23 protein-coding genes and 1 pseudogene are annotated in these 20,855 nt (G+C 48.2%); 11 read left to right on the top strand and 13 right to left on the bottom strand.

The window, feature by feature from the left end; all coding sequences use genetic code 11:
• Positions 1 to 15 precede the first annotated feature (15 nt).
• Positions 16 to 381, top strand: a complete 366-nt coding sequence (locus tag ACQ76X_RS21825; RefSeq protein WP_076110490.1) for a response regulator — start codon at positions 16 to 18, stop codon at positions 379 to 381.
• Between the two features lie 115 nt (positions 382 to 496).
• On the opposite strand, the gene ACQ76X_RS21820 is transcribed toward ACQ76X_RS21825, so the two are convergent.
• The gene (locus ACQ76X_RS21820) at positions 497 to 1,000 is read right to left on the bottom strand and encodes a DUF1036 domain-containing protein (protein WP_438495902.1); all 504 of its coding nucleotides are present in this window, start codon (positions 998 to 1,000) and stop codon (positions 497 to 499) included.
• 243 nt (positions 1,001 to 1,243) lie between these two features.
• On the opposite strand from ACQ76X_RS21820, the gene ACQ76X_RS21815 reads away from it, so the two are divergent.
• Together ACQ76X_RS21815 and ACQ76X_RS21810 are read left to right on the top strand one after the other, a co-directional pair.
• Positions 1,244 to 2,287 (top strand): hypothetical protein, encoded by a 1,044-nt coding sequence (locus tag ACQ76X_RS21815; RefSeq protein ID WP_438495901.1) that lies wholly within the window; start codon positions 1,244 to 1,246, stop codon positions 2,285 to 2,287.
• Between the two features lie 106 nt (positions 2,288 to 2,393).
• Positions 2,394 to 2,738 carry a hypothetical protein gene (locus tag ACQ76X_RS21810; protein ID WP_438495900.1) on the top strand — a complete coding sequence of 115 codons (345 nt, stop codon included), beginning with the start codon at positions 2,394 to 2,396 and terminating at the stop codon, positions 2,736 to 2,738.
• Positions 2,739 to 2,854: 116 nt separating this feature from the next.
• Here ACQ76X_RS21810 and ACQ76X_RS21805 read toward each other — a convergent pair whose 3' ends face one another.
• The 7 genes and pseudogenes from ACQ76X_RS21805 to ACQ76X_RS21775 all read right to left on the bottom strand — a co-directional run bounded on the left by ACQ76X_RS21805 (position 2,855) and on the right by ACQ76X_RS21775 (position 8,826).
• Positions 2,855 to 3,532: a sensor domain-containing protein gene (locus tag ACQ76X_RS21805; protein ID WP_438495899.1), complete on the bottom strand. Its 678-nt coding sequence runs from the start codon at positions 3,530 to 3,532 to the stop codon at positions 2,855 to 2,857.
• A gap of 2 nt (positions 3,533 to 3,534) precedes the next feature.
• A complete protein-coding gene (locus ACQ76X_RS21800) occupies positions 3,535 to 4,176 on the bottom strand; it encodes a TetR/AcrR family transcriptional regulator (protein WP_438495898.1) in 642 nt (213 codons plus the stop codon).
• 234 nt (positions 4,177 to 4,410) lie between these two features.
• A complete protein-coding gene (locus ACQ76X_RS21795) occupies positions 4,411 to 5,571 on the bottom strand; it encodes a serine hydrolase domain-containing protein (RefSeq protein ID WP_438495897.1) in 1,161 nt (386 codons plus the stop codon).
• A gap of 249 nt (positions 5,572 to 5,820) precedes the next feature.
• Entirely contained in the window at positions 5,821 to 6,519 is a 699-nt protein-coding gene (locus tag ACQ76X_RS21790; protein ID WP_438495896.1) for an SDR family oxidoreductase, read from the bottom strand.
• 159 nt (positions 6,520 to 6,678) lie between these two features.
• Positions 6,679 to 7,134 carry a VOC family protein gene (locus ACQ76X_RS21785; protein ID WP_438495895.1) on the bottom strand — a complete coding sequence of 152 codons (456 nt, stop codon included), beginning with the start codon at positions 7,132 to 7,134 and terminating at the stop codon, positions 6,679 to 6,681.
• A gap of 177 nt (positions 7,135 to 7,311) precedes the next feature.
• A pseudogene (locus tag ACQ76X_RS21780) lies at positions 7,312 to 7,557 on the bottom strand (IS3 family transposase); the annotation flags it as partial.
• 435 nt (positions 7,558 to 7,992) lie between these two features.
• Positions 7,993 to 8,826 carry a metallophosphoesterase gene (locus tag ACQ76X_RS21775; protein WP_438495894.1) on the bottom strand — a complete coding sequence of 278 codons (834 nt, stop codon included), beginning with the start codon at positions 8,824 to 8,826 and terminating at the stop codon, positions 7,993 to 7,995.
• A gap of 204 nt (positions 8,827 to 9,030) precedes the next feature.
• Here ACQ76X_RS21775 and ACQ76X_RS21770 point away from each other — a divergent pair, with 204 nt between their 5' ends.
• Positions 9,031 to 9,855 carry a carbonic anhydrase gene (locus ACQ76X_RS21770; RefSeq protein WP_438495893.1) on the top strand — a complete coding sequence of 275 codons (825 nt, stop codon included), beginning with the start codon at positions 9,031 to 9,033 and terminating at the stop codon, positions 9,853 to 9,855.
• 76 nt (positions 9,856 to 9,931) lie between these two features.
• On the opposite strand, the gene ACQ76X_RS21765 is transcribed toward ACQ76X_RS21770, so the two are convergent.
• Complete coding sequence (locus ACQ76X_RS21765) at positions 9,932 to 10,432, bottom strand: hypothetical protein (RefSeq protein WP_438495892.1); 501 nt, start codon at positions 10,430 to 10,432, stop codon at positions 9,932 to 9,934.
• Positions 10,347 to 10,532, bottom strand: coding sequence for an Ig-like domain-containing protein (locus tag ACQ76X_RS21760; RefSeq protein ID WP_438495954.1), 186 nt, complete (start codon positions 10,530 to 10,532; stop codon positions 10,347 to 10,349). The genes ACQ76X_RS21765 and ACQ76X_RS21760 overlap by 86 nt, the downstream gene beginning before the upstream one ends.
• Between ACQ76X_RS21760 and ACQ76X_RS21755 the strand changes: the two genes are divergently transcribed.
• The 3 genes from ACQ76X_RS21755 (at position 10,518) to ACQ76X_RS21745 (ending at position 11,646) form a co-directional block, all read left to right on the top strand.
• Positions 10,518 to 10,772 carry a hypothetical protein gene (locus tag ACQ76X_RS21755; protein ID WP_438495891.1) on the top strand — a complete coding sequence of 85 codons (255 nt, stop codon included), beginning with the start codon at positions 10,518 to 10,520 and terminating at the stop codon, positions 10,770 to 10,772. The two genes, ACQ76X_RS21760 and ACQ76X_RS21755, sit on opposite strands and share 15 nt — an antisense overlap.
• A gap of 244 nt (positions 10,773 to 11,016) precedes the next feature.
• Positions 11,017 to 11,202: a hypothetical protein gene (locus ACQ76X_RS21750; RefSeq protein ID WP_438495890.1), complete on the top strand. Its 186-nt coding sequence runs from the start codon at positions 11,017 to 11,019 to the stop codon at positions 11,200 to 11,202.
• A 57-nt stretch (positions 11,203 to 11,259) separates the two neighbouring features.
• Complete coding sequence (locus ACQ76X_RS21745; protein WP_438495889.1) at positions 11,260 to 11,646, top strand: hypothetical protein; 387 nt, start codon at positions 11,260 to 11,262, stop codon at positions 11,644 to 11,646.
• On the opposite strand, the gene ACQ76X_RS21740 is transcribed toward ACQ76X_RS21745, so the two are convergent.
• From ACQ76X_RS21740 to ACQ76X_RS21730, 3 genes are all read right to left on the bottom strand, one after another.
• Positions 11,574 to 12,065 (bottom strand): pyridoxamine 5'-phosphate oxidase family protein, encoded by a 492-nt coding sequence (locus tag ACQ76X_RS21740; RefSeq protein WP_076110475.1) that lies wholly within the window; start codon positions 12,063 to 12,065, stop codon positions 11,574 to 11,576. The two genes, ACQ76X_RS21745 and ACQ76X_RS21740, sit on opposite strands and share 73 nt — an antisense overlap.
• A gap of 127 nt (positions 12,066 to 12,192) precedes the next feature.
• Positions 12,193 to 13,671: a response regulator transcription factor gene (locus ACQ76X_RS21735; protein ID WP_438495888.1), complete on the bottom strand. Its 1,479-nt coding sequence runs from the start codon at positions 13,669 to 13,671 to the stop codon at positions 12,193 to 12,195.
• Positions 13,668 to 15,398, bottom strand: a complete 1,731-nt coding sequence (locus ACQ76X_RS21730) for a cache domain-containing sensor histidine kinase (RefSeq protein WP_438495887.1) — start codon at positions 15,396 to 15,398, stop codon at positions 13,668 to 13,670. Before ACQ76X_RS21730 ends, ACQ76X_RS21735 begins: the two co-directional genes overlap by 4 nt.
• A gap of 162 nt (positions 15,399 to 15,560) precedes the next feature.
• On the opposite strand from ACQ76X_RS21730, the gene ACQ76X_RS21725 reads away from it, so the two are divergent.
• The 4 genes from ACQ76X_RS21725 to ACQ76X_RS21710 all read left to right on the top strand — a co-directional run bounded on the left by ACQ76X_RS21725 (position 15,561) and on the right by ACQ76X_RS21710 (position 20,824).
• The gene (locus ACQ76X_RS21725; RefSeq protein WP_438495886.1) at positions 15,561 to 16,829 is read left to right on the top strand and encodes an ABC transporter substrate-binding protein; all 1,269 of its coding nucleotides are present in this window, start codon (positions 15,561 to 15,563) and stop codon (positions 16,827 to 16,829) included.
• Between the two features lie 97 nt (positions 16,830 to 16,926).
• The gene (locus tag ACQ76X_RS21720; RefSeq protein ID WP_052092475.1) at positions 16,927 to 17,766 is read left to right on the top strand and encodes a carbohydrate ABC transporter permease; all 840 of its coding nucleotides are present in this window, start codon (positions 16,927 to 16,929) and stop codon (positions 17,764 to 17,766) included.
• Positions 17,766 to 18,587 carry a carbohydrate ABC transporter permease gene (locus ACQ76X_RS21715; RefSeq protein WP_076110471.1) on the top strand — a complete coding sequence of 274 codons (822 nt, stop codon included), beginning with the start codon at positions 17,766 to 17,768 and terminating at the stop codon, positions 18,585 to 18,587. The genes ACQ76X_RS21720 and ACQ76X_RS21715 overlap by 1 nt, the downstream gene beginning before the upstream one ends.
• Before the next feature lie 35 nt (positions 18,588 to 18,622).
• Positions 18,623 to 20,824: an alpha-galactosidase gene (locus tag ACQ76X_RS21710; protein WP_438495885.1), complete on the top strand. Its 2,202-nt coding sequence runs from the start codon at positions 18,623 to 18,625 to the stop codon at positions 20,822 to 20,824.
• Positions 20,825 to 20,855: the final 31 nt, after the last annotated feature.

Genomic DNA, 20,855 nt, shown 5'->3' with positions numbered 1-20,855 from the left:
ACAGGAGGCAATATTATGAAAATCATGCTTGTTGACGACAAACCTCATGTACGCAATCACCTGAAGCTGATGCTGAAACAGCTCCATTTTAAAGAGGATGTTATTCTTGAGGCTAATTGCGATCAGGAAGCCATTCGGCTGATTACCGAACATGAACCGGATATTATTGTGACCGATGCCAAACTGCTGCTGCTCGGAGAAGCGCCTTTATCTGAACGCCTTGCCAATGCCCAATATCCGCAGAGTACAATTATTGTCACCAGCAGCCATCCGTTTGTCCTCGAAGCCTTCAGCAAAGGGGGGATTGCTTCCCTACTGAAGCCTTTTAATACTCGTGAGCTGGAAGGCGCGTTAATGAGAGCCTTTGCCGTCACCGGATAACCGGGACAATACATCCTTTGATTTAGAAAAAAAGAGTGCCCTATCCAATGATAGCTGCACTCTCTTTGCATTTATTCAGTTGATTCAAAGATTAAAAGAAGTGTTTGGCGTTCACTTATCTTCTCCGTTTTTTAGGCACGGCTCTGCGGTTGACCGAAACCGGTCTTCCCGGGGTCAGCTTTCTGGCCTTCAGCGGAACTCTGCGCACAATCGGTTTTCCAGGTTTTGTAGGCAATGCTGTCCGAAGATGGGATAACCCTTTTTTGCTTCGGCTGCTGCTGGAGATTAACACAACTGTGTAGTTACGGACGCTGGATCCGACAGGAATTCTACGGAAGCCAAGTTCTCTACAGTCGTCGCAGTCGCTGTTCCAGCACTGATGGAAGGCGTCATTAGGGATTTCTGTATAGTAATCCCCTGACCAGGTATAGCTGTCACTCTCTGCATAGTAAAAGAATGTGTTGCCTCCGGCATGCCCTCTCCATACTTCTCTCGTCTGGCCAGGTTGGATCCGGTACCAGCCAATTGTGGCGTAGTTAATTGGAGTACAGTTGAAATTCGGGTAAGCATAGGCAACAAATATCGTCTCACTTGTACTGTTGCGAAATCTAAGCCCCATTGTCATCATTCCCTTCTTCACTTTTTTCCTTACCCTGCATCATATGAAAATAGTGAATAAAGGGGCTGGACAATGGTTTATTATTAGACAAATAGGGCATTTTGTCATTCCAGTCATTGTGCGGCATGTATGACGAAATAAATAAAGCGCCTCTGGACTTCATAAAAGAGCCGATAATCGCCCATGCCTTTTACACCTCAGGATAATATACTATCTTATTCTAATGAGGTTAGGTGATGAACAGTGGCAACATTTGCTGAAGCTCTTGTGATAAAGGAAAACATAGCAAGTACCGTGCTCAAGAACCGGAAAATTCATGGAGTCGGGATAGGGTATTACGACCCCAAACATCCCAAAAAAGGCGCAGCCGTGATCCTCTACGCCAATGCCGTGAGCAGCACCGCCCTGGGTTTGGGCTCAAAATTCTCCTCGCTGGTCAAAGGCAAACCTATAAATGTCCCCATCCGGGTAGTAAAGACCAAAAAAATACGCAGCAATGCAAGTTACCAGGACCGGATTCGTCCAGTCGTAGCAGGCTACAGTATTGGTACGACCGGCGGGTCAGGGACCGCAGGCTTAATTGTCAGCAGCGGCAATCAGCTGTATGTGCTCAGCAATAACCACGTGCTTACCAATCCGACCAACTCCAACAACCGGGCGGAAACGCTGCAGCCGGGCGGCGCGGATGAAGGGCGGACCGTAAGGGATCGGGTCGGGTATTTATCGCGTTTTGTAACTTTGAAGACAAATGGTACTAACCGCATAGATGCGGCCTTGTCCCGCCCTGTAAGAAACAGCATTCTCAGTCCGAAATATGCAACGGTAGGCAACATTCCCGGTCATGTCACTTCCTACCGTGTAGGGGAGCGTTTCAAAAAGGTAGGGCGGACAACAGGTCTGACTAGGGGAAGAGTCGATTCGGTGAATACAGATGTACAGGTGGATTATGGTAGGGATGTAGGCGTGCTAACCTTCCGCAATCAATCGATAATTCTGAGTGATACACCGGTATCGCTTCCTGGAGACTCCGGTTCTGTCTGGCTCAGAAGCGCGGATAATTTCGCGGCGGCTGTGAATTACGCCGGTACAGAGGACGGAAAGACTTCGGTTGCCTTTCCCGTCGATTGGGCACTCCGGGCACTCCGGGTGCGTGTAGCACGTCCTGCGGGACAGAGAGCGGGCCGGGTAAAGGTTGTAGATACCCATAACGGCAATGCTGCTTATACCCGCCGCCTCACTCCGAAAGAGCTTTCCATGCTTAAGGTGATCCGGCCAAAATCTAAATAAGAAACCCTAGAATAATTTGGATTAATTTCCACGTACATTCATACAAGCTCACAACCCTCTCTTTTCGTAAGATAATCTATCCTACGAAGAAAGAGGCGAGCAGCAAATGGCAATAAAAAAACTATCACTTAGAAATAAAGCCAAAGGTAAAGGTAAAAGAGTCACCCTGCGGCCAAACAGAGCGCGCTCCACGCAAAATCTTGGGAATGGTTTCCGCCGTATTCAGTTTCCCGCTGTAACCATCGAAGCCAACGACTTTCTTTTCCTCTTTTTATCTGCTGGAAGAGGCAGAGCTGTCGTTAGTGCGGGATGGACAATTTCCAATTTGACTTCCGCCTGGCCAACAGACAGCTTCCCGAACAGCGACTCGGAGTGGGTTATCATCCTTGAAAACCCGACAGGCGTTGCAAGAAGCGTCATTCCGTTCCTGATTACCAAGTCACGCCGCTAATAGCAGAGGGTGCAAAAAGAAACTGCGGCCCCCCTTGAGGGGAGCCATTGCATTTAAAAGAGACACGATATCCCTAGGGTATCGTGTCTCTTTTTATTAGAGATTACACTGGCCTGCTATACTCTCGACCCTGCATCCTTGTTAATAGACGCAGGTTTCACTCCATAGGTGAAGTCACCGGCTATCCCCCGAATCCAGGCGGAATATAATCTCCCCAACCCCCTTATGGTCATAGGCAGCAACAGGGCAAGCACTATGCCGATTGCAGCCGCTACCCAGGAACGCTGATATACATTGAGCCACGGCAAGAAAAGATTCATCGTCCCGTCAAAGGAATACAGATCAAAAGAAAGGGATAAAACCTTGCTTAACTTGTAAGCTGCCGGTGACAATATAATCGCAATAACAACGGCGGGAAGCGTGACAGCAAGGGTAAACCCGGCAATGCCTACGGGAAGCTGGGCTATACTATAGAGGATCCCCCGCCAGCTCTTACTATTTAAAAGGATAGACAGCATGGAACGCCAATCCTTCCAATCCACAATGGATCGGGAGTCCTCAGCTTGGAGCGGTTGCTCTTCTCCCTGCATCCACCCTGTTACCGCCTGCTCCTCCTTGGCCATCATCCAGCGGCATAGGGTAAATGTTGCAGCCAGCAAAGGCAGCCCAATCCCTACAATAAGCAGCGGCAAGCCGGCACATATGCCTGTAACGGCAATCACAAACGCTGCGATCCCCTTCGGAAGGGACAGGATAAGCAGGAGCCAGGACTTTAGCGCGCTTGGTTTACGCATAATCAAAAGCCTCCTAATAAGGTCATTGTAGAAATGTACAAGCTATCCATCAGCCGATCCACACTCTGCCGCACACTTAATTCAGCAGGGAGCTCATCACCGGCAAAACACAGCTCCAGCGTGGCATCGCGGATGATTCCATCCACAGTTACCTGAATGAGCATCAGAATGTCGGTTAAGGGAACAAGGGGCCGGAACTGGCCTTTAGCTTCACCTTCTGCACAATAATTCATCAATTGCTGAAAGAAATAATTGTAGCCGTGCCCGGACTCGGCTTCTGCTTCCGCAGCCTGCTCAGCAAGCTGCTTCTTAACCAGCTCCGGCTGACTGGCATAGATTGCATTTAGTTCAAAGGCCAATTTGCTGTAGCCACTCTCCATAGAAGCCGTAATCTCTTGCCCGATGAAGGTAAAGATTGCGCGAAGGGTCTGGTCAGGTGAAAGGCTGGCCGCAAAAAGCTGCGTTAAAAAACCTTTGAAATCTATCTCAAGATCAAAACGGTCGGACAACGCAAACCACACCTCTTCAATATTGACAAAATACTTATATACGCCTCCTTGGCTTAGTCCGGTCTGCCTCACGATATCCTTCATTGTTACTTTATGCAGCGGTTTACGCGCACTAACCTCCAGCGCTGCATCCAAAATTTCATTGATTCTACTCTCTGTATATGCCTCGCTAACTTTTGGAATACAATGTCCCCCCTCACTCAAAATAACGACACATTGTCGTTTTAGTTATTCTCCATCTTACGCAGCATCGAGAGCATTGTCAATATTTTGAAATTGAATTTTTTACCGGTCACGCAAAAAAAGCAGCCTGTCCTTAGACAAGCTGCATACAAGCTTCAATTTGACGAGTTGCCGAAACGACTACCATTACAGGTCTGTTATTGCCGCAAGAACGGTATTGTTGAAGTAATCAACGTACATATTTTTAAATGGCTTCTGGTGATCAAGCTCCACAGAAAAATGAACGGTTACTGTCTGATAGACCGGATCGACGCAGAGAAAAGGACCCGCTGCACCCCAATGCGAATAGGCTTCCGGTGAGAATAGGTCTCCGCCATCACGTTTTGTCCCGTTAATCGCCCAGCCGTATCCCCAATACGCTTCAGGAAATACTTCATCCCGATATTGCGAGGATACACCGGGAATTTGATTGCGTGTCATTTCTTTTACAGTTACCGGACTGAGCAGCCGTGTCCCGTTATAAATTCCGCCGTTCAGAAACATTTGCCCAAATACAGCCAGATCCAGGGCAGTGGAGTAAGCACCGCCCCCGGCCGATACAGAATTTAGTTGATCTTCGGTTTCTATCCACTCTGCACAAGCTGCCTCCGGTATACGTCTAACGACTCTGCTGCGTGCTTCCTGCGGAACCCGATAATATGTATTTTCCATTCCAAGCGGTTCAAAAATGCTTTCCTTTACGAACTCATCATAAGCTTGACCGCTGGTGCGCCGGATAATTTCACCCAACAGCTCATAACCATACCCGCAATAAGACATGACAGTCCCTGGCTCGAAGCTAAGCGGTGCATCATATCCGCCATACAAGTATTGATGAATTTCCGGATCCTGATTGGGTTCGCTTGCAGGGAACTCTTCCTTTGCCAGTTTCGCAGTTCCATTCAACCGGATCACCTCAACATCCAGACCAGAGGTGTGTGTCAACAAATGATGCACGCAAACCTTTGATTTTCCTTCTCCTGTAAACTCAGGGATATAATCCGAAACAGGTCTATTCAGTCCTATCTTCCCTTGTTCAACCAACATCATAACAGCTGTTGCGGTAAACAGCTTTGTGATGGAGCAGAGTGGAAATAACGCGTCAACAGCTAATTCGGCTGCGTCTGGCTCAGGTCCGAGGGTTCCATTCGCTTGATGGACAATTACAATTCCCCTTCTCGCGGCCACAATCACTTGTGCGGGCGTAATGTTGTCCTCAACCATTTGCGCTGCAGCTGTCTGAATGCGTTGAACACCGCAAGCTGAAACACCCGCCTGTTCTAACGAACTCAAAGATAGTTTTTTCATAGATATTCCTCCATTAAGCACTCATTAATATATGTGTTAAGCACTATGTAAATATATTAACATCTCTGTTTTCTGGAGTACATGCTTTGTTTCTATAATATTAGCTGCCAGAAAAATAAAAAAAAGCTGACTCCGGATTTTCCGGAAAATCAGCTTTACCTTCCTCGATTGTCTTCCCGCCTTATAAAACTCACAAATACAGCCTTATCCGCATACGCTTCCGGGACCGCGGCACCTGGCTGCGGCTGATTATATCTTCATATCTTTGCCGGTATAATCCACGAACATGAAATGCCCTTCCGGAGCACGGCGTTGCTCGATCAGGCTGATAATGCCCTCGGCACTGCTGCGCGGGTTCGTCGGCGCCTCTTCCCCGCCCATATCCGTATGCATCCAGCCGGGATGTACGCTCAGCACCTGTACGCCGCGTTCTTGCAAATACACATGCAGCTGCTGCGAGAACATATTGAGTGCTGTTTTGGAGATGGCATAAGGATAATCACCCGGATAGGCATTGGTGATGCTGCCCGCTTCCGACGAGATGTTGATGATTGAACGGTCCGGCTCGGTGAGCAGCGGCAGGAAATGCTTGACCACCCGCATCGGCCCGTACAGATTAATATCCATCGTTGTCAGCATGTCCTTCAGATCCAGCTCTTCAACCGGCGTGTTCCGGGCGGTCAGGATCGCCGCATTGTTGATGATGGCACCGAGCGTCCGCCCTTGCCCTTTCAGACCAGCAGCCAGCTCCGCGATTCCCTCTTCGTTCGTCACATCCAGCGCGGCCACGGTCAGCTTGGTTCCATAGGCTGCAGCAAGCTGCGACAGTGCGGCCTGTTCCTGATCGGGATGGCGAACTCCGGCAATCACTGCATGCCCGCGCTTCAGTGCTTCGGCCGCCAGCTCAACGCCCAGCCCGCGTCCCGCACCGGTAATTAGAATGTTCATCTTTCGCTCCTCCTCTATTGCATAATTTCCCCAAGCGCCGCTGTTCTGTTCATGAATAGGCAGAATTCACGGCGGGAGAATATCAATTTGCATGGGTGTATTCTGCTATTGCACTCTATTGCTGATTTATGGCTGATTTATTGCTAATTTATTGCTAATTTATTGCTTATCGTTCTCCAGCAGCTCCACGAGCACCTTCAATTCCTTGAACGTATCCATATAAGCATAACGTCCCCCGTCATACTCGCCCTTCTGCTGCAGCGGGAACCCTCTGCCTTCGAGCAGCATAATCTTTTCCTGCATTCCTTCGATTACAAAAGCGATATGATGAGGCCCTTCTCCATGCTCATTCAAGTAATCGCGCCAAGTACTTGGCTGATGATCCGGCTCAATCAGTTCCAGCTGCAAGGAGCCCATGTCAAAAAAAGCGAGCTTGGACCGCGCCTCCGTCGCCCCGCCGTTATACCGGGTCTGGGCAATATCTGCCGTATCGGTAATGATGATTTCAGGCACCGCCAGTCCAAAAAAGTCCGCATACGCCTGGCTTACCTTCTCAATATCATTCACCAAAATTCCAATCTGCGTAACGAAATGAGTGCCGAGAACTCCTGACATGTGCCTCAACCTCCTTCTAGTGTGACCAATCTACCATACCCACACTATGAAAGGGCTGTCAAGCCTGAGCTAAAATCGCTCCTAATGAGGGAATCCGCGTACAAACCTCCGTACCTTATCACGAGAGGAGTGATATCAGAGGCACTATTGGTCCTATGTTAAGAAAGTAGACACTATTTAAGAGCATGTACTTAAATTTTTGTAGTACTGGGATTCGAAACGGTTGGGAGAGAGGTAACCCAAAGAACCGTGAATTCTCTTACGGTTGTAAAAGAGCTCCACATACTCAAATATTTTCTGCTGAGCTTCAAGCTTGGTCTTAAAGCGGGTCCGGTACACACATTCTTTTTTGAGTACGCTGTGGAACGACTCAATACACGCATTGTCATAACAATTCCCTTTGCGGCTCATGCTTGCTTTCATCTTGTTGTGACGAGTTGAGCACGGTAATCCGTACAGGGTTATCTCGGCGGCAAGCTGACTAAAGAAGGCATGCTGAAGGAGTTCCAGATCAATTGGGATAATCTGAGTGTGCAGTAATTGCATGAGGACTTTTTTCATATGATTGCACTTTATACAGCAGAATGCTCATTATTCTCCGGTAAATCGCATTCTGCTGTATTTCGTGCAATAGATTTATTGGTTTTTAGTCAAAACCACCTTTCCCACAAAATTCTGCTGTACAGAGTGCAATAAAGTCTGCTTTCCGGCTATTTTAAGAAGATTCTGTTGTAGAAAATACAATAGAATGCGTCTCGACCTGAACTTGCGAGGGTTCGGGTTCGGGTTGAGGTTGAGCTGCTAAATAGTATCGAAATCAGTAAAGTTGCCGAAATCAGAATTCCAAACCAAATCGAGCTACATAACCGGCACCTTATAAGCATTCACAGTGACAGCAGACCCATTAATGGTCAATGTGGCGTTGTAATACCCCCGATCACCGTTTGGCTTGCATTTATAATCCCCTGAACATCCGCACACGAAGAATTTAGTTGTAGGGAACCCCGGATAAATATTGGCCAGCTTCCGATAAAACAAATGCCCGTGGTGTGTAAATATGGCCAGCACTTTATCTCTCACTTTCGCAGGAATCGCCGTAAAAAACTTATTCGTCTCCGCCCCGCTTAACACATGACTGGGAGCAACCGTAATCCCGCTCACTTTCAATGGCCAATGAAAATCAATAATATAATAATGATGGTCGTCTAAATTTTTCAGTATATTCATGCTTTCCGGTGTGAACGCCCCTAGCGCACAATCCAGCCATACATACTTCACCTTTGCCTGCGTACCCGGGAAATTCATTTGCCCGGCAACCGCACCTAAATATTGTTTGAACAAGGACTGAGTGCTTGCCTCCCAATTTCCTATCGATGCTTTATAAGGAATGCTTCCTAGCGTGCTGGTAACCGTATCCTTGAAGTCCTTGTAGAAGGCATCGGCATTATTCCCATGATTGGCTCCTGCCTGGGCATTATCCCCGCCAAAAATCACAAACTTCTTATTCCCGCTGCTCACTGCTTTTGGCAAAAGCTTTTTAAAAATAGCCGAGCTGTTCCCATACCCCACATGACTATCTCCGATCACGGCAAAGTTAATGATCTGTGCCTGCACCTTAAGCTTCAAGCTGTCTTTGGGTCGGGGTCTGGGTGAAAGGTTCCGTTTCTTAACTGGCCCTGCCTGCCTTCTCACTTGGAAACCACCTCTTCGAACTGGATTAGAATATCTGGTTATATTTATATTCGATTCGGATAGCAAGTTCTTGGATTCGCTGGCGGCCTAGATAGTTAGAACCATTTTGAGAACTTTGAGCCTTTTTTCACTTGATGCTGAGTGTGCCAATATTTACAATATAAATTAAAATGTTCCACTATCCAAAAGGAAGAAGGATGACGTATGCGTATCAACAAAAAGGTGTCCCGAATACTGTTCCCCATCATGGTCTTGTCTGTAATGGCGGGATGCGGAAGCAACGAACAGAAGAACGAGGCAGAAGCGAATAAGGAACCCGCTACCACAGTAAGCGCCCACCCCGCGCATTGGTCCTATGAAGGTGAAACGTCCCCGGAACATTGGGCTGAACTGGATAAACTGTTCAATACCTGCAGTACAGGTACGGCCCAGTCGCCGATTAACATTCTTCATGAGAAAGTGCAGGATGATGAGAGCCTGTCCCCTATCAAGGTTGAGTATGCGCCGTCCCCTGTGTCTATCATTAACAACGGTCACACGATCCAGGTTAACCTAAAGAATCAGGACAACCGTATCACCCTTGAAGGAAAGACGTATATCTTGCAGCAGTTTCATTTCCACCTGCCCAGCGAGCATGAGGTAGATGGCAAACATGCTGATATGGAGCTTCATTTTGTCCATAAAAGTGAAGACGAGACGCTTGCTGTGCTGAGTGTCCTAATCACTAAAGGCTCCGAAAATGTTGAGTTGAAAAAGCTTTGGTCCGTGCTCCCCTCCGAGGAGAGCGAACAGGAAGTCCAAGTTGAGGGTGTCTTCGACATGAACCAGCTGCTTCCAACAGACCTTCACTCGTTCCGCTATCAAGGATCACTCACCACACCTCCATGTACCGAAGGGGTACAGTGGATCGTCCTGGAAAATCCCGTTCAATGGTCTGATGAGCAAATCGGCAAATTCGAAGGTATTTTCCCGCATGACAATCGTCCCGTACAAGCGCTCGGCTCCCGGGAGATAGATAGCGATAAATAGGCTGCTGTTCTCTTAAGAATGAACAAGCAGCCAAACACAAAAGCCTTGGACAACTTCGTCCAAGGCTTTATTTTGTTTAATTCCCTTTACCCGGGAATCCCATCCTGTAGTTTATCTTGCGCTCCCATCCCTTGCAGGATATGGTTGGCATCCCGCAGCAGATAGGAGGCTTGAGCTTGCCGTCAGCATAGACGCTGATCTCCGAACCCTTGACGATGATCTTCATGTTGTATACGGTATCCGGCAGCAGGTCCTGGGCAGACAGTGCGTTCTGCTTAACGGTTCCCCAGGCTGCATTGTAGAAAATCCAGGAAGAAGTTCCGTCAGCATACTTCCGGTATCCGATTCTTCCTCTGTTGCCGCCCGGATTCAGCCGGTCGAATATATAGAATGTGGCCGATTCCGGAATCACTGGAGGCGTCTTCAGCTTGAAGCTCAACTCGTAATTATTTAAGTCGTTCTCATTCAGCGTGGTCGCGCCTTTGAGCAGCTTATACATGTGATCGCCGCCGTCGACCTCCACGATACTCCGTTTGGCATCGGCCAGCCATTCCGGCCGTTCTCGAAATGGTGGCATCTACTGTCACCACGGAAGGATCACTGGAGGAATACTGCAGTTTATTGTTGGTTGCGTTCCAGGGAAGAACCGCCGAGTACAGGGTATGTGTTTTCCCGATGCCGATGGTAAGGCTATCGTCAAGAAGGTCAGCCCCTACATCGATTCCATCTATTTATATTACGCCCCCTTGGAGCTTATCCTGACATCGCGTCCCGAGATCAAGGCATCACCCATCTCCACCTTCGTGGACACCTCCTGGATTGAGGTCTGGAATCAGCCTTCTGACAGCCGCACAATCTGGGTTACCGGACGGCAAGACGGCTTCTCGCAGGATCATCCTGCCGTCAGTCTGCTTTAAAAAATGCCATTAATCGGTCAAGTGGGCGGTGCCATCGTCATGAATTTGAAGCTTCAGCTGCTATTCGACGACTATTTAAGCCATAGGGCCGGATTCTGAGCTGTTCTATTCCGATGCTGCTGCCGGGGAATCCCTGCTTCAACAGCTGGACCCCGGCCGGCTGACCGGGGCAAGCGGCTTCTACATCGATGATTCCGACCGGATTGTCTCCTATACAACCTAGGAGCTGACCGGCTGGAGATTCGTGGACATTACCAAACGTTCCGCTCTTCTGCAAGGAATGGACCGGATCAAGGTCATTGTCATCACGGTTGCGGCGGCATATCTGATAGCCGCGTTCACCCTATCCTTTTTCCTGTCCATAAGATTGTATCGGCCGCTCCCAAGCCGGTCAGAAGGACGGAAAATCCTCCCAACTGCCTGCCGGTGACGAAGCGGCTTCATCCGACATATCTTCGATCAGCTAGCCCGCAACTGGGAGACGCTGATGACGGAGAAGGTAGATTCTCTTCTTACCGATAACCGGACAGCGATCAAGGAGAAGTATTTGAACGACCTCATCCAGGGCGGCAGTACAGATCAGGCAGCGGAGCTGCTGGGGCTCCGGCTGGACTTTACCCGGTTTACCGTGCTGACCCTTGAGCTGGAGGAGCCTCAGCAGCAGGCGGCCGACAAGCTTCTCGCTCAAGGAAAGGAAAGGAAAAGGCGGAATAATCCGGCAAAAAGCCGCCGGGAAAATTCCCGGCGGCTTTACTTGCGGATCAGGCTATTTATGCATTGTGTGATTATCGTTACGGACTCCTACTTCAAATCAATCGTCTCATTGAGATTCGATTGCTCCGTATCCTGCTTCGTTAGCCGTTTAAACAGGTAAGTTACTTTCTCGGCCAGGTTACCGCTCTTCCAATATTCCGCCGCTTCGGCTTGGACCCGGATCAGAATTACGTCGGGGTCATCATAGCTGGTCTGCAGAAAAGCATCGTAGCCTGGATTCCAAAATTCTTTTTTCTTCTCCACATCCTGCACGAGCTTGGCCGTTCCACGGATGGAGACATAGGATTTATCAGCGTATATGACATTAACCCTCGGGTCATGAAGAATTTCCTCGAATTTACTGGTATCCTTCTTGGTAAGAAACCATAAATCTCCGTCGAACTCGACTTCCTGTGTCTTCATGGGACGGGATACCAGTCCTTCGGCCGAAATCGTTGTTAACATGGCCGTATCAATGCCTTTGATCAGATCTCTAACCGTCTCGACAGCTTCCTGGTGACTGTTGTTCAAATTGGACATGCTTATCGCCTCGTTTCTTCCGGGTTATGGATAGGTTATCCAAATGCATATCAATTATTACCCGGAAAGCGCAAAAGATTACCTGTTCATTTCAGTTCAGCGGCGTGATAGGTGTGAACATGCTAACCTATAGCCGAGCCTGCTTCTTGTATTCTGTCGGATAGCAGCCTTCAGATTCTATAAATAATTTGACGAAATGCCTGGTGCTGTAATATCCCACTTGCAGGGCGATATCTTTTACCGGAAGGTTGGTCGTACTTAAAAGCTCCTTGGCCCGGTGAATCCGCAGACGAGTCAAATATTTCGTAAATGTGGTCCCTGTCTTTTTGTGGAAGGTAGAGCTCAGATAATTAGGTGTGATTCTCAGCCTCTCCGCCAACTGGGCAATGGAGATATTGCTGGCATAATGTTGTTCAATAGAATAGATCACTTCTGAGATCATATCCGGAGGCTCGCCCTCCAGTTTCTTCTTGTCAGATAGCAGCTTATCCGCATGGCGGGTAAGGAGGGTCGTCAGCTCAGCGGTTTCAAGCTCAGCACTATCATTCATTCCATATTGAATAAAACTCTGCATATGCTTTATTTGTTGCTTGGAGTGTTGTTCAGTCCTTAAGAGGGTCGTAATTTCTTCCAACTCCCTGCAGTAATCCATATAGAGATGGTGATGGTAATCATCGACCAGCTTGGTTATTACAAGTCCCATATGAGCTGCCGCAGGAGACTGCTTCTGGAGCTCTTCAAGCGAAAATCTGTGGTTAATTCCTATAACGGCACGCAGCGGCAGCAACCGGCGAATGTCCCGCAGACCTGCCAGCATGCCGCCAATATTTGCGTATATGCTGCTATCAACCTGAGTATAGGCAATCCTTTGGTCTGTCAGACGGTTTATTCGGTGGTATATGCTGTCCGTAATAACTTCCATCTGCAGATCGTCCTTCGGTTCCCCCTCCTGCCAACACATCGCCACTGCTGTTTCCCCGCTAGTCAGCGTAAATATTGCCACACGGCAAGTTAAAGAGGACCATCCGCTGACAGTTTCCTGTATTGCCCTGTATAAACAGTGCTTGGCTTGTTCCATTTGTCCCGGGAATGCATGCGTATCTGTCGCAATTAATAACACTTTATATTTCGTATAACGGGCTTCGGAGACGAATTCTGCCAAGCCGGGGGACTGCCCGTTATTCAAAGCTGCCAGTATGTAATGCTCAAATTCGTCGTCAAGCCTTTGGTAGGTCTGATCAATCTTAGTAAAAAGTGAATCCAGGACCGATCCCAACTCCTCCATCCCCAGAGGCTTTAATAAATACATAAAGGCTCCCAGGCTAAGCGCCTTGCGGGCATAATCAAACTCGGAAAAACCCGACAAAATGACCCATTGGGTATGGGGAGAAAGCTTGCGGCCGCGTTCAATCGCTTCCAGTCCGTTCATTTTGGGCATTCGGATATCGACAAAAGCTACATCGGGCTGCATTTTTGACAAAGCATTCAGCAGGTCCTCCCCGTTGGTTGCCTCACCGGCAATTGAAATGTCGCGCTCACATTCCTCCAGCATGCTGATCAATGAGACTCTGGATAGCTTTTCATCATCTGCAACAAGCACTCTCATTTCTCCACATCCTTAAGCGGTATTCGAATGGTCACGGTGGTCCCCATTCCGGGCGAGCTGTGAATATCAAAGGCAGCGGACGGATAAGCAAATTTCAATCGCTCCTGCACATTACGCAGTCCAATGCTATCCTCTAATTCAGCGGCTGGTTCCAGGAACCCGACTCCGCTATCTTCTATTTTTATGTACAAGCAATCTTCACCCTCCTGTTCAAGTCCAGCATCGACAACAAGACGGCAGGGCAGGGCTGAAGGTTCAATCCCATGAATAATCGCATTCTCGACCAATGGCTGGAGCAGCAGTTTGGGAATTTTAAATTCTGAAATTCGGGGATCGAACTGCAGGCTGAACTCCAAACGTTCATCAAAACGCAATTGCTGCAAAACGCAATATTTGCGCAGAAAAGTAAAGGTTTCCCCTATGGTAGTCCAATTCTCCTGAACAAGCGTATATCGCAGCAACGAGCTGAGAGAAAGGATGGCCTCCTCCAGTTTTTTCTTCTCGCCGATCCTGTTCAGCGCGAAAAATCCATTTAACGTATTGAATAGAAAATGCGGCTCAATCTGGGCTTGCAACGCCCGGAATCTCATTTCCTTTTCATTTAAGACGGCGACGTATTCTTTTTGGATCAGCTCGTTGATGGTATCAATCATATGGTTGAAGGAGTATCCCAGACTGGCGATTTCGTCTTTGCCGACGGGCTCCAGCCGGACCTGGAAATTCCCCCTTTCCACCTGCTTCATCGCCTGTTTCATTTGAAGAAAGGGACCCACAATCCAGCGCGAAACATAACGCAACAGCAGCAGTGTGAGCAGCAGGCCGATAAAGGCAAACAACAGCCCTACGATATACATCCATTCTACCTTTTCCCTCAACTCTGATTTCGAAAGCAGGGCAACCATTTTCCAATTGGCCTGGCGAATCGGTTTGGAGATGACGACATAAGATTCTCCGGAATCTTTAACCTGGGATACCCCTGCACTGGAGATCTCTTTGATAATATGCTCTGACAAAGGGGCCGTGGAATAAAAGACCTCTCCCTTTTCATTGAGAATCGCACTAATGGACCGCACGCCAAAATCTTTGATCACAATCTCGTCCAGCAAGCTTGTCTGCGCATCAGCCATAATGACAGCCAGCGGACGAAGGGATTCAGGATCTTTAATAACGCGGGCTACGGAAAATACACGTTTGGTCAGCGGGGCTGTAAAATAATCCTGATGGTGGGTGCTTATAAAGGTTGCTTTGCCATCGGCCTGCACCGTTTGAAGATACCACGGCTGTTCAAAAAACGGATAATCTTCAACGACATCCGACAGACCGTTGGTCTGGCTGTAGACGTCACCATTTTGAGTCAGCAGCAAGGCGGCTGATAAATTGTTGCCGTAGGTCAGCAGAAATGCCGGCAGGAAGGTATTTAAGGTCAGCTCCACCGGGTATTTGACGAAATCGGTGTTGGAAGAATAATCAGAAGTATTCTTAGTAATCAATGCTTGCATTAATTCCGGGCTAAAATAGGGAAGATAAGTGATTTGCTCTAATTGTTCCAGATAGGTCACAATATGTTCGGTCATGGAGGTAAGCGTGTTCCGCGTCAGCGCTTCGGTCTCCCGTTCCAAAAGATACTGATAATAAGCCGGCATGCAAACCATAATAATCGCCACAGGTATGGCTATGATCAATGCGTAAGAAAGGGTTAATTTGGATCGCAGCGTATGTAGTTTCATGGGAAGCCCCTCCTTTACTACAACAAGAATAAGGAAAGTACACCCAGAAGTCAATTCGAGAAATGAGCGCATAAATCGTAGAATGGTGTCATTTGATAGCGCTTTTATAAATGCTATTCTTTTGTATGTAAGCGCGTTAATTAATAATTGGGGGATGACAAAATGAAAAAGAAATATCTAAGTTCTGTACTGGCTGCCAGTCTCTGTCTCGGACTTGCTGCCTGCAGCAATAACGAAAACAAGAATGTGGAAGGTGCAGCAGAGAACGTCAAGCTGACCATGATGCTGACCGTAGGTGAACAGGGTGTACGGGATGTCATCCAGGAAATTGTAGCGAACTATCAAACGGAACATCCGGGGACACAAATCGAGGTTCAGTTCCCAGGCTCCAACTATGAAAGTATTATGAAAATGAAAATGGCCTCCAACGAATTACCGGATATTTTCGATACCCATGGCTGGGCCAAGCTCCGTTACGGTGATTACACCATGGATCTGAAAAACGAACCTTGGGCAGTAAAAATGTCGGACACGATCAAACCGACGCTTACTGATGAAAGCGGTAAAGTCTACGCACTGCCGCTCAACGAAGCGAAAGACGGCCTTTTCTATAATGTTAAAGTACTTGAAAAATACGGTGTGACGCCGCCGGCTACCCTGGATGAGCTGCTGGCTTCCGCCGAAAAAATAAAAACCGAAAGCAAAGGCGAAGTCATTCCGTTGTTCTTCTCCGGGCTTGATCCTTGGACCATCGGCCAGTTCTTTGATATGATGGCAAATCCGCTTCTAATTACTCCGCCGCAGAATGAAGCCCAGGCACTTCTTGATGGCACCTTCGACTGGAATAAATGGACCTATCTGCCTGAGAAATTCAAGGAAATATATGATAAGGGCTATACGAACAATGACTTGCTGACGGCAAAATATGCGGACGAAGCCCGTCTTTTCGCTGAAGACAAGCTGGCATTTGCGTTCCACACTCCCTCGTCCTATGCAGATATCCAAAAGATCAATCCTGATGTGAAAATGGGAATCGCTCCGCTGCCGGCTATTGTTGAAGGCGACGAACCTACTTTTGCCGGAGGCGAACGCCTTGCACTGGGGGCATGGAAGGACACCAATTATCCGGAACAGACGAAAGATTTCCTGAATTATATGGCGCAGCCGGATAATGTCAAGAAAGTATCCGATGCCACCCTTTCTCCAGCCGCTCTCAAGGATGTATCCGGCGGTGGCGCTTTCAGTGATTACTATGATCAATATAAGGATACCAAAGTACTGCCTTATTTTGACCGGATATACCTCCCTAACGGCATGTGGGATGTAATGATTACGAACGCCCAGGAATTGTTGGCCGGAAATATTACCGCTAAGAAATACAGCGAGAATATGAAGTCAGAAGTAGAACGGCTAAAAGCTCAGCAGAAATAGATATAGAGCAGGAACAGAGAGTCCTCACTGAAGAGAGGGCTCTCTGTTCCTCATATTAGGAGGGAATTGTGTGAAGAAATCATTACTCGGAATCAATATGATGTATTTGCCGGCATTGATTTTGTTTGCTGCATTTATTTTTTACCCGTTTATGAACGGCATACGGATCTCTTTTACAAACTGGGACGGCTATTCGCAAAATTCCGCCTGGGTTGGCTTAGCCAACTATAAACGCTTATTTACAGATCCGAATATAGGAACGGTTGTCAAAAATACATTAACCTATGGTTTGGGCAGCACAATCCTGCAAAACTTGTTTGGCTTGCTGTACGCGCTTTTGCTGAACCAGAGCATTAAAGGCAGAGGAATCGTTAGAACAATCATCTATTTGCCGGTCATTATCAGCCCTTTGATCATGGGTTACATTTGGTATTTCATCTTCCAGATGAACGGCGGCGCCTTGAACGATCTGGTTAAGCTGTTCGGCGGAGATCCGGTTAATTTCCTGGCCAATCCGCAGCTGAATGTCTGGCTGATTACGCTGGTCAACACCTTTCAATTTGTCGGTACGGCCATGATTATTTATTTGGCAGGCCTGCAGTCCATTTCAGCCGATTATTATGAAGCAGCTTCATTGGACGGCGCGTCCGCTTGGCAGCGTTTCAAGAATGTCACCTTCCCTCTACTAGCCCCGTCAATCACTATCAATGTGGTCATTAATATCATTGGCGGACTGAAGCTGTTTGACGTAATCATCGCTCTAACCAACGGAGGCCCCGGCTACGCCTCACAGTCTCTGTCGACGATGATGTACCAAATGTATTTTGCCAGACAGGACGCTGGATACGCGGCATCTATGGGTAACTTAATGTTCTTTATTACTAGCATTATCGGCATAGCTGCATTGATTCTGCTGCGGAGAAAGGAGAATGCATAATGGCAACCCCCAAAATAAATAAGTGGCAAATCGCGTTGATGGCGCTGATTGGCGTAGTTCATATTGTTCCGCTGTACCTATTAGTCAGCACCGCGTTCAAAAAGGAAAGTGATTTAAGTTCGAAGTGGGTTCTTCCGGGTTATTTCAATCTGGACAATTTCAAGAATGCTTGGCAATATGCCAATCTAGACCGTGCCTTTATTAATAATATAATCATAACGTTTTTTGCCGTTCTCCTTATTCTGGTTGTCGGTTCGCTTGCCTCCTATCCGTTGTCCCGTTTTCAGACACGCTTGAATAAATTCGTTTATATTCTGTTCATTTCCGCGCTGATCGTTCCCCCCTTAACCGTGTTGGTACCGCTATACCAGTTCATCGTGGATTTGAACGGTCTGAATACGTATTGGGGTGTGATCCTGCTCAATGTAACCTTCAATCTTCCGATGACCATTTTCTTGTACACCGGTTTTATCGGCACCATCCCCAAAGAACTGGATGAAGCCGGGATGATTGACGGAACCTCCAGAGTAGGACTATTCTTCAAAATCATTTTGCCGCTGCTGCAGCCCGTAACGGTGACGGCGATTATTTTGTCAGGCGTTTCGATCTGGAATGACTATCAGTTCTCTCTGTTCTTTCTGCAAACAACAAGCATGCATACGCTGACAGTGGCCTTATCCGCATTCTTCTCCCAGTTTACCAGCAATCTGAGCTGGGTAGCCGCCGGATCTCTGATGTCCATGCTGCCGCTTACGCTGTTGTATCTTTTCCTCCAGCGTTTTTTCATTGCCGGTTTATCCGCCGGGGCTGTAAAAAGCTGAACCTTGTTAATTAACCGTTAAAGGAGTGAGCCCAGATGAGTATACAATTCGATGCCGAATCCCGTACGTTCCATTTAACAGCGGGTGAGACCAGCTACATACTGCGAATTATTGATGGGGACTATCTGGCCCATCTCTATTGGGGCAAACGTCTTCGCCGATATGAAGGCAGTAACGCACTGCAATATTTGGACCGGGGATTCTCTCCTAACCCCAACCCGGAGGACCGCACATTCTCTCTTGACACACTTCCGCAGGAATATCCGGCTTATGGAGGGACTGATTTCCGCAATCCGGCCTACCAAATCCAGCGCACAGATGGTACAACCATCTCCGATCTGCGGGTGATCTCCCATCAGATCGTACAGGGAAAACCGTCCTTAGACGGTCTTCCCGCTACTTACGTGGAAGACGAACACGAAGCGCAGACCCTGCAAATCCATCTGTTGGATTCCCTCCTCGGTCTCTCCGTTACGTTGTCTTATACCGTTTACGAAAGACGAAATGTAATTGCCCGCTCCGTCCGGCTGCTGAATAAAGGAGCAGAGCCCTTGCAGGTCCTGCGGGCTTTCAGCGCCAATGTCGATTTCCGCGATGACGATTTTGACATGGTGCACCTTCCGGGGGCTTGGGCCAGAGAGAGGCATCTTGAACGCCAACCGCTGCATAAGGGAATCCAGTCTATTGAGAGCCGCAGGGGCGCCAGCAGCCACCAGCACAATCCCTTTCTTGCCTTGGCACGAAAAGGAGCTACAGAAGAATGCGGTGAGATCTTTGCATTCAGCCTGGTGTACAGCGGAAGCTTTACAGCCTCAGCGGAAGTGGATCAGTTCTCGACCACGAGGGTCTCTATGGGGATCAATGATTTTGACTTCAGCTGGAGACTTGAGCCTGGCGGGGCTTTTCAATGTCCTGAAGCAATCCTTGTCTACTCACCGAATGGGTTGGGAGAAATGTCCCGGACGTTTCATGGATTGTTCAGAGAACGTTTATGCCGCGGGGAATACCGTGACCAGGTCCGCCCCATTCTGATTAACAACTGGGAAGGAACCTACTTCGACTTTGATGCAGACAGTATCGAACGGATCGCAGAAGCCGGCAGCTCACTTGGCATGGAGCTGTTTGTCTTGGATGACGGCTGGTTTGGCAAACGCGATGATGATAAATCTTCCCTCGGAGACTGGTTTGTCAATGAGAACAAGCTGGAGGGCGGATTGAACAGGCTGGCTGGGCGAATCGTGGACAAGGATATGCAATTCGGATTATGGTTCGAGCCGGAAATGGTCTCACAGGAAAGTGAGCTGTACCGCAAGCATCCTGATTGGTGCCTGCATGTTCCCGGCCGCAACCGTTCAGAGGGACGCAACCAGCTGGTTCTTGACTTCTCGCGGACGGAAGTATGCGACGAAATCATCTCTATGGTTTCAGACATCCTGTCGTCCGCCCCGATTACCTATGTCAAATGGGACATGAATAGACATATGACAGAGATTGGCTCGGCGACCCTTCCGCCGGAGAGACAACGCGAAACCGCTCACCGCTATATCCTTGGCTTGTATAGAGTAATGGAGGAACTGACGACAATGTTCCCGCATGTCCTATTCGAAAGCTGTTCAGGCGGAGGCGGGCGTTTTGATCCAGGTATGCTGTATTATATGCCTCAGACCTGGACAAGCGATAACACGGATGCCGTGTCCCGCTTGAAGATTCAATATGGAACAAGCCTTGTCTATCCGATTATCACCATGGGTGCCCATGTCTCCGCTGTTCCGAATCATCAAGTGCACCGCAGCACTTCACTGGACATCCGCGGGCATGTCGCCATGAGCGGGAACTTCGGATACGAGCTTGACGTAACCGCGTTAAGCGAAGAAGAAAAAACTGAGATTCGGAGGCAGATTGAGCTTTATAAAACAAACCGGATGCTGATCCAATTTGGCGGTTTTTACCGGCTGCTCAGCCCGTTTGAAGGTAATGAAACCGCATGGATGTTTGTTTCCGCCGACCAAAGCGAAGCGCTAGTCTTTTATTTTAGAACCGGAGCGGAGGCAAACAGCCGGGTGAGCTCGGTTCGACTGCAAGGTCTGGATGAAGGCAACGATTACTCCTGCGACAAAGGCGGAGTCTATGGCGCGGATGAACTGATGAACAGCGGACTTGCCGTTCCCGCACTATGGAAAGGCGATTATGAAAGCATCATATGGAAATTAACACGAGAAACGAACATCACCCACTAATAAAACTTTCAGGGCAGAGAGGAACATTTTA

Origin of the sequence: Paenibacillus sp. IHBB 3054 (assembly GCF_051594305.1) — a bacterium.
Classification (GTDB): Bacteria; Bacillota; Bacilli; order Paenibacillales; family Paenibacillaceae; genus Paenibacillus_AQ.
This window is presented reverse-complemented; position numbering and strand designations above follow the sequence as displayed.

Coding starts and splice junctions, on each gene's coding strand:
- ACQ76X_RS21805 (WP_438495899.1), bottom strand. CDS start 3,532: ATGCGTAAACCAAGCGCGCTAAAGTCCTGGCTCCTGCTTATCCTGTCC.
- ACQ76X_RS21715 (WP_076110471.1), top strand. CDS start 17,766: ATGGCAACCCCCAAAATAAATAAGTGGCAAATCGCGTTGATGGCGCTG.
- ACQ76X_RS21740 (WP_076110475.1), bottom strand. CDS start 12,065: ATGTCCAATTTGAACAACAGTCACCAGGAAGCTGTCGAGACGGTTAGA.
- ACQ76X_RS21725 (WP_438495886.1), top strand. CDS start 15,561: ATGAAAAAGAAATATCTAAGTTCTGTACTGGCTGCCAGTCTCTGTCTC.
- ACQ76X_RS21810 (WP_438495900.1), top strand. CDS start 2,394: ATGGCAATAAAAAAACTATCACTTAGAAATAAAGCCAAAGGTAAAGGT.
- ACQ76X_RS21720 (WP_052092475.1), top strand. CDS start 16,927: ATGATGTATTTGCCGGCATTGATTTTGTTTGCTGCATTTATTTTTTAC.
- ACQ76X_RS21735 (WP_438495888.1), bottom strand. CDS start 13,671: ATGAGAGTGCTTGTTGCAGATGATGAAAAGCTATCCAGAGTCTCATTG.
- ACQ76X_RS21795 (WP_438495897.1), bottom strand. CDS start 5,571: ATGAAAAAACTATCTTTGAGTTCGTTAGAACAGGCGGGTGTTTCAGCT.
- ACQ76X_RS21790 (WP_438495896.1), bottom strand. CDS start 6,519: ATGAACATTCTAATTACCGGTGCGGGACGCGGGCTGGGCGTTGAGCTG.
- ACQ76X_RS21755 (WP_438495891.1), top strand. CDS start 10,518: ATGTGTTTTCCCGATGCCGATGGTAAGGCTATCGTCAAGAAGGTCAGC.
- ACQ76X_RS21765 (WP_438495892.1), bottom strand. CDS start 10,432: ATGCCACCATTTCGAGAACGGCCGGAATGGCTGGCCGATGCCAAACGG.
- ACQ76X_RS21730 (WP_438495887.1), bottom strand. CDS start 15,398: ATGAAACTACATACGCTGCGATCCAAATTAACCCTTTCTTACGCATTG.
- ACQ76X_RS21745 (WP_438495889.1), top strand. CDS start 11,260: ATGACGGAGAAGGTAGATTCTCTTCTTACCGATAACCGGACAGCGATC.
- ACQ76X_RS21825 (WP_076110490.1), top strand. CDS start 16: ATGAAAATCATGCTTGTTGACGACAAACCTCATGTACGCAATCACCTG.
- ACQ76X_RS21820 (WP_438495902.1), bottom strand. CDS start 1,000: ATGGGGCTTAGATTTCGCAACAGTACAAGTGAGACGATATTTGTTGCC.
- ACQ76X_RS21770 (WP_438495893.1), top strand. CDS start 9,031: ATGCGTATCAACAAAAAGGTGTCCCGAATACTGTTCCCCATCATGGTC.
- ACQ76X_RS21710 (WP_438495885.1), top strand. CDS start 18,623: ATGAGTATACAATTCGATGCCGAATCCCGTACGTTCCATTTAACAGCG.
- ACQ76X_RS21785 (WP_438495895.1), bottom strand. CDS start 7,134: ATGTCAGGAGTTCTCGGCACTCATTTCGTTACGCAGATTGGAATTTTG.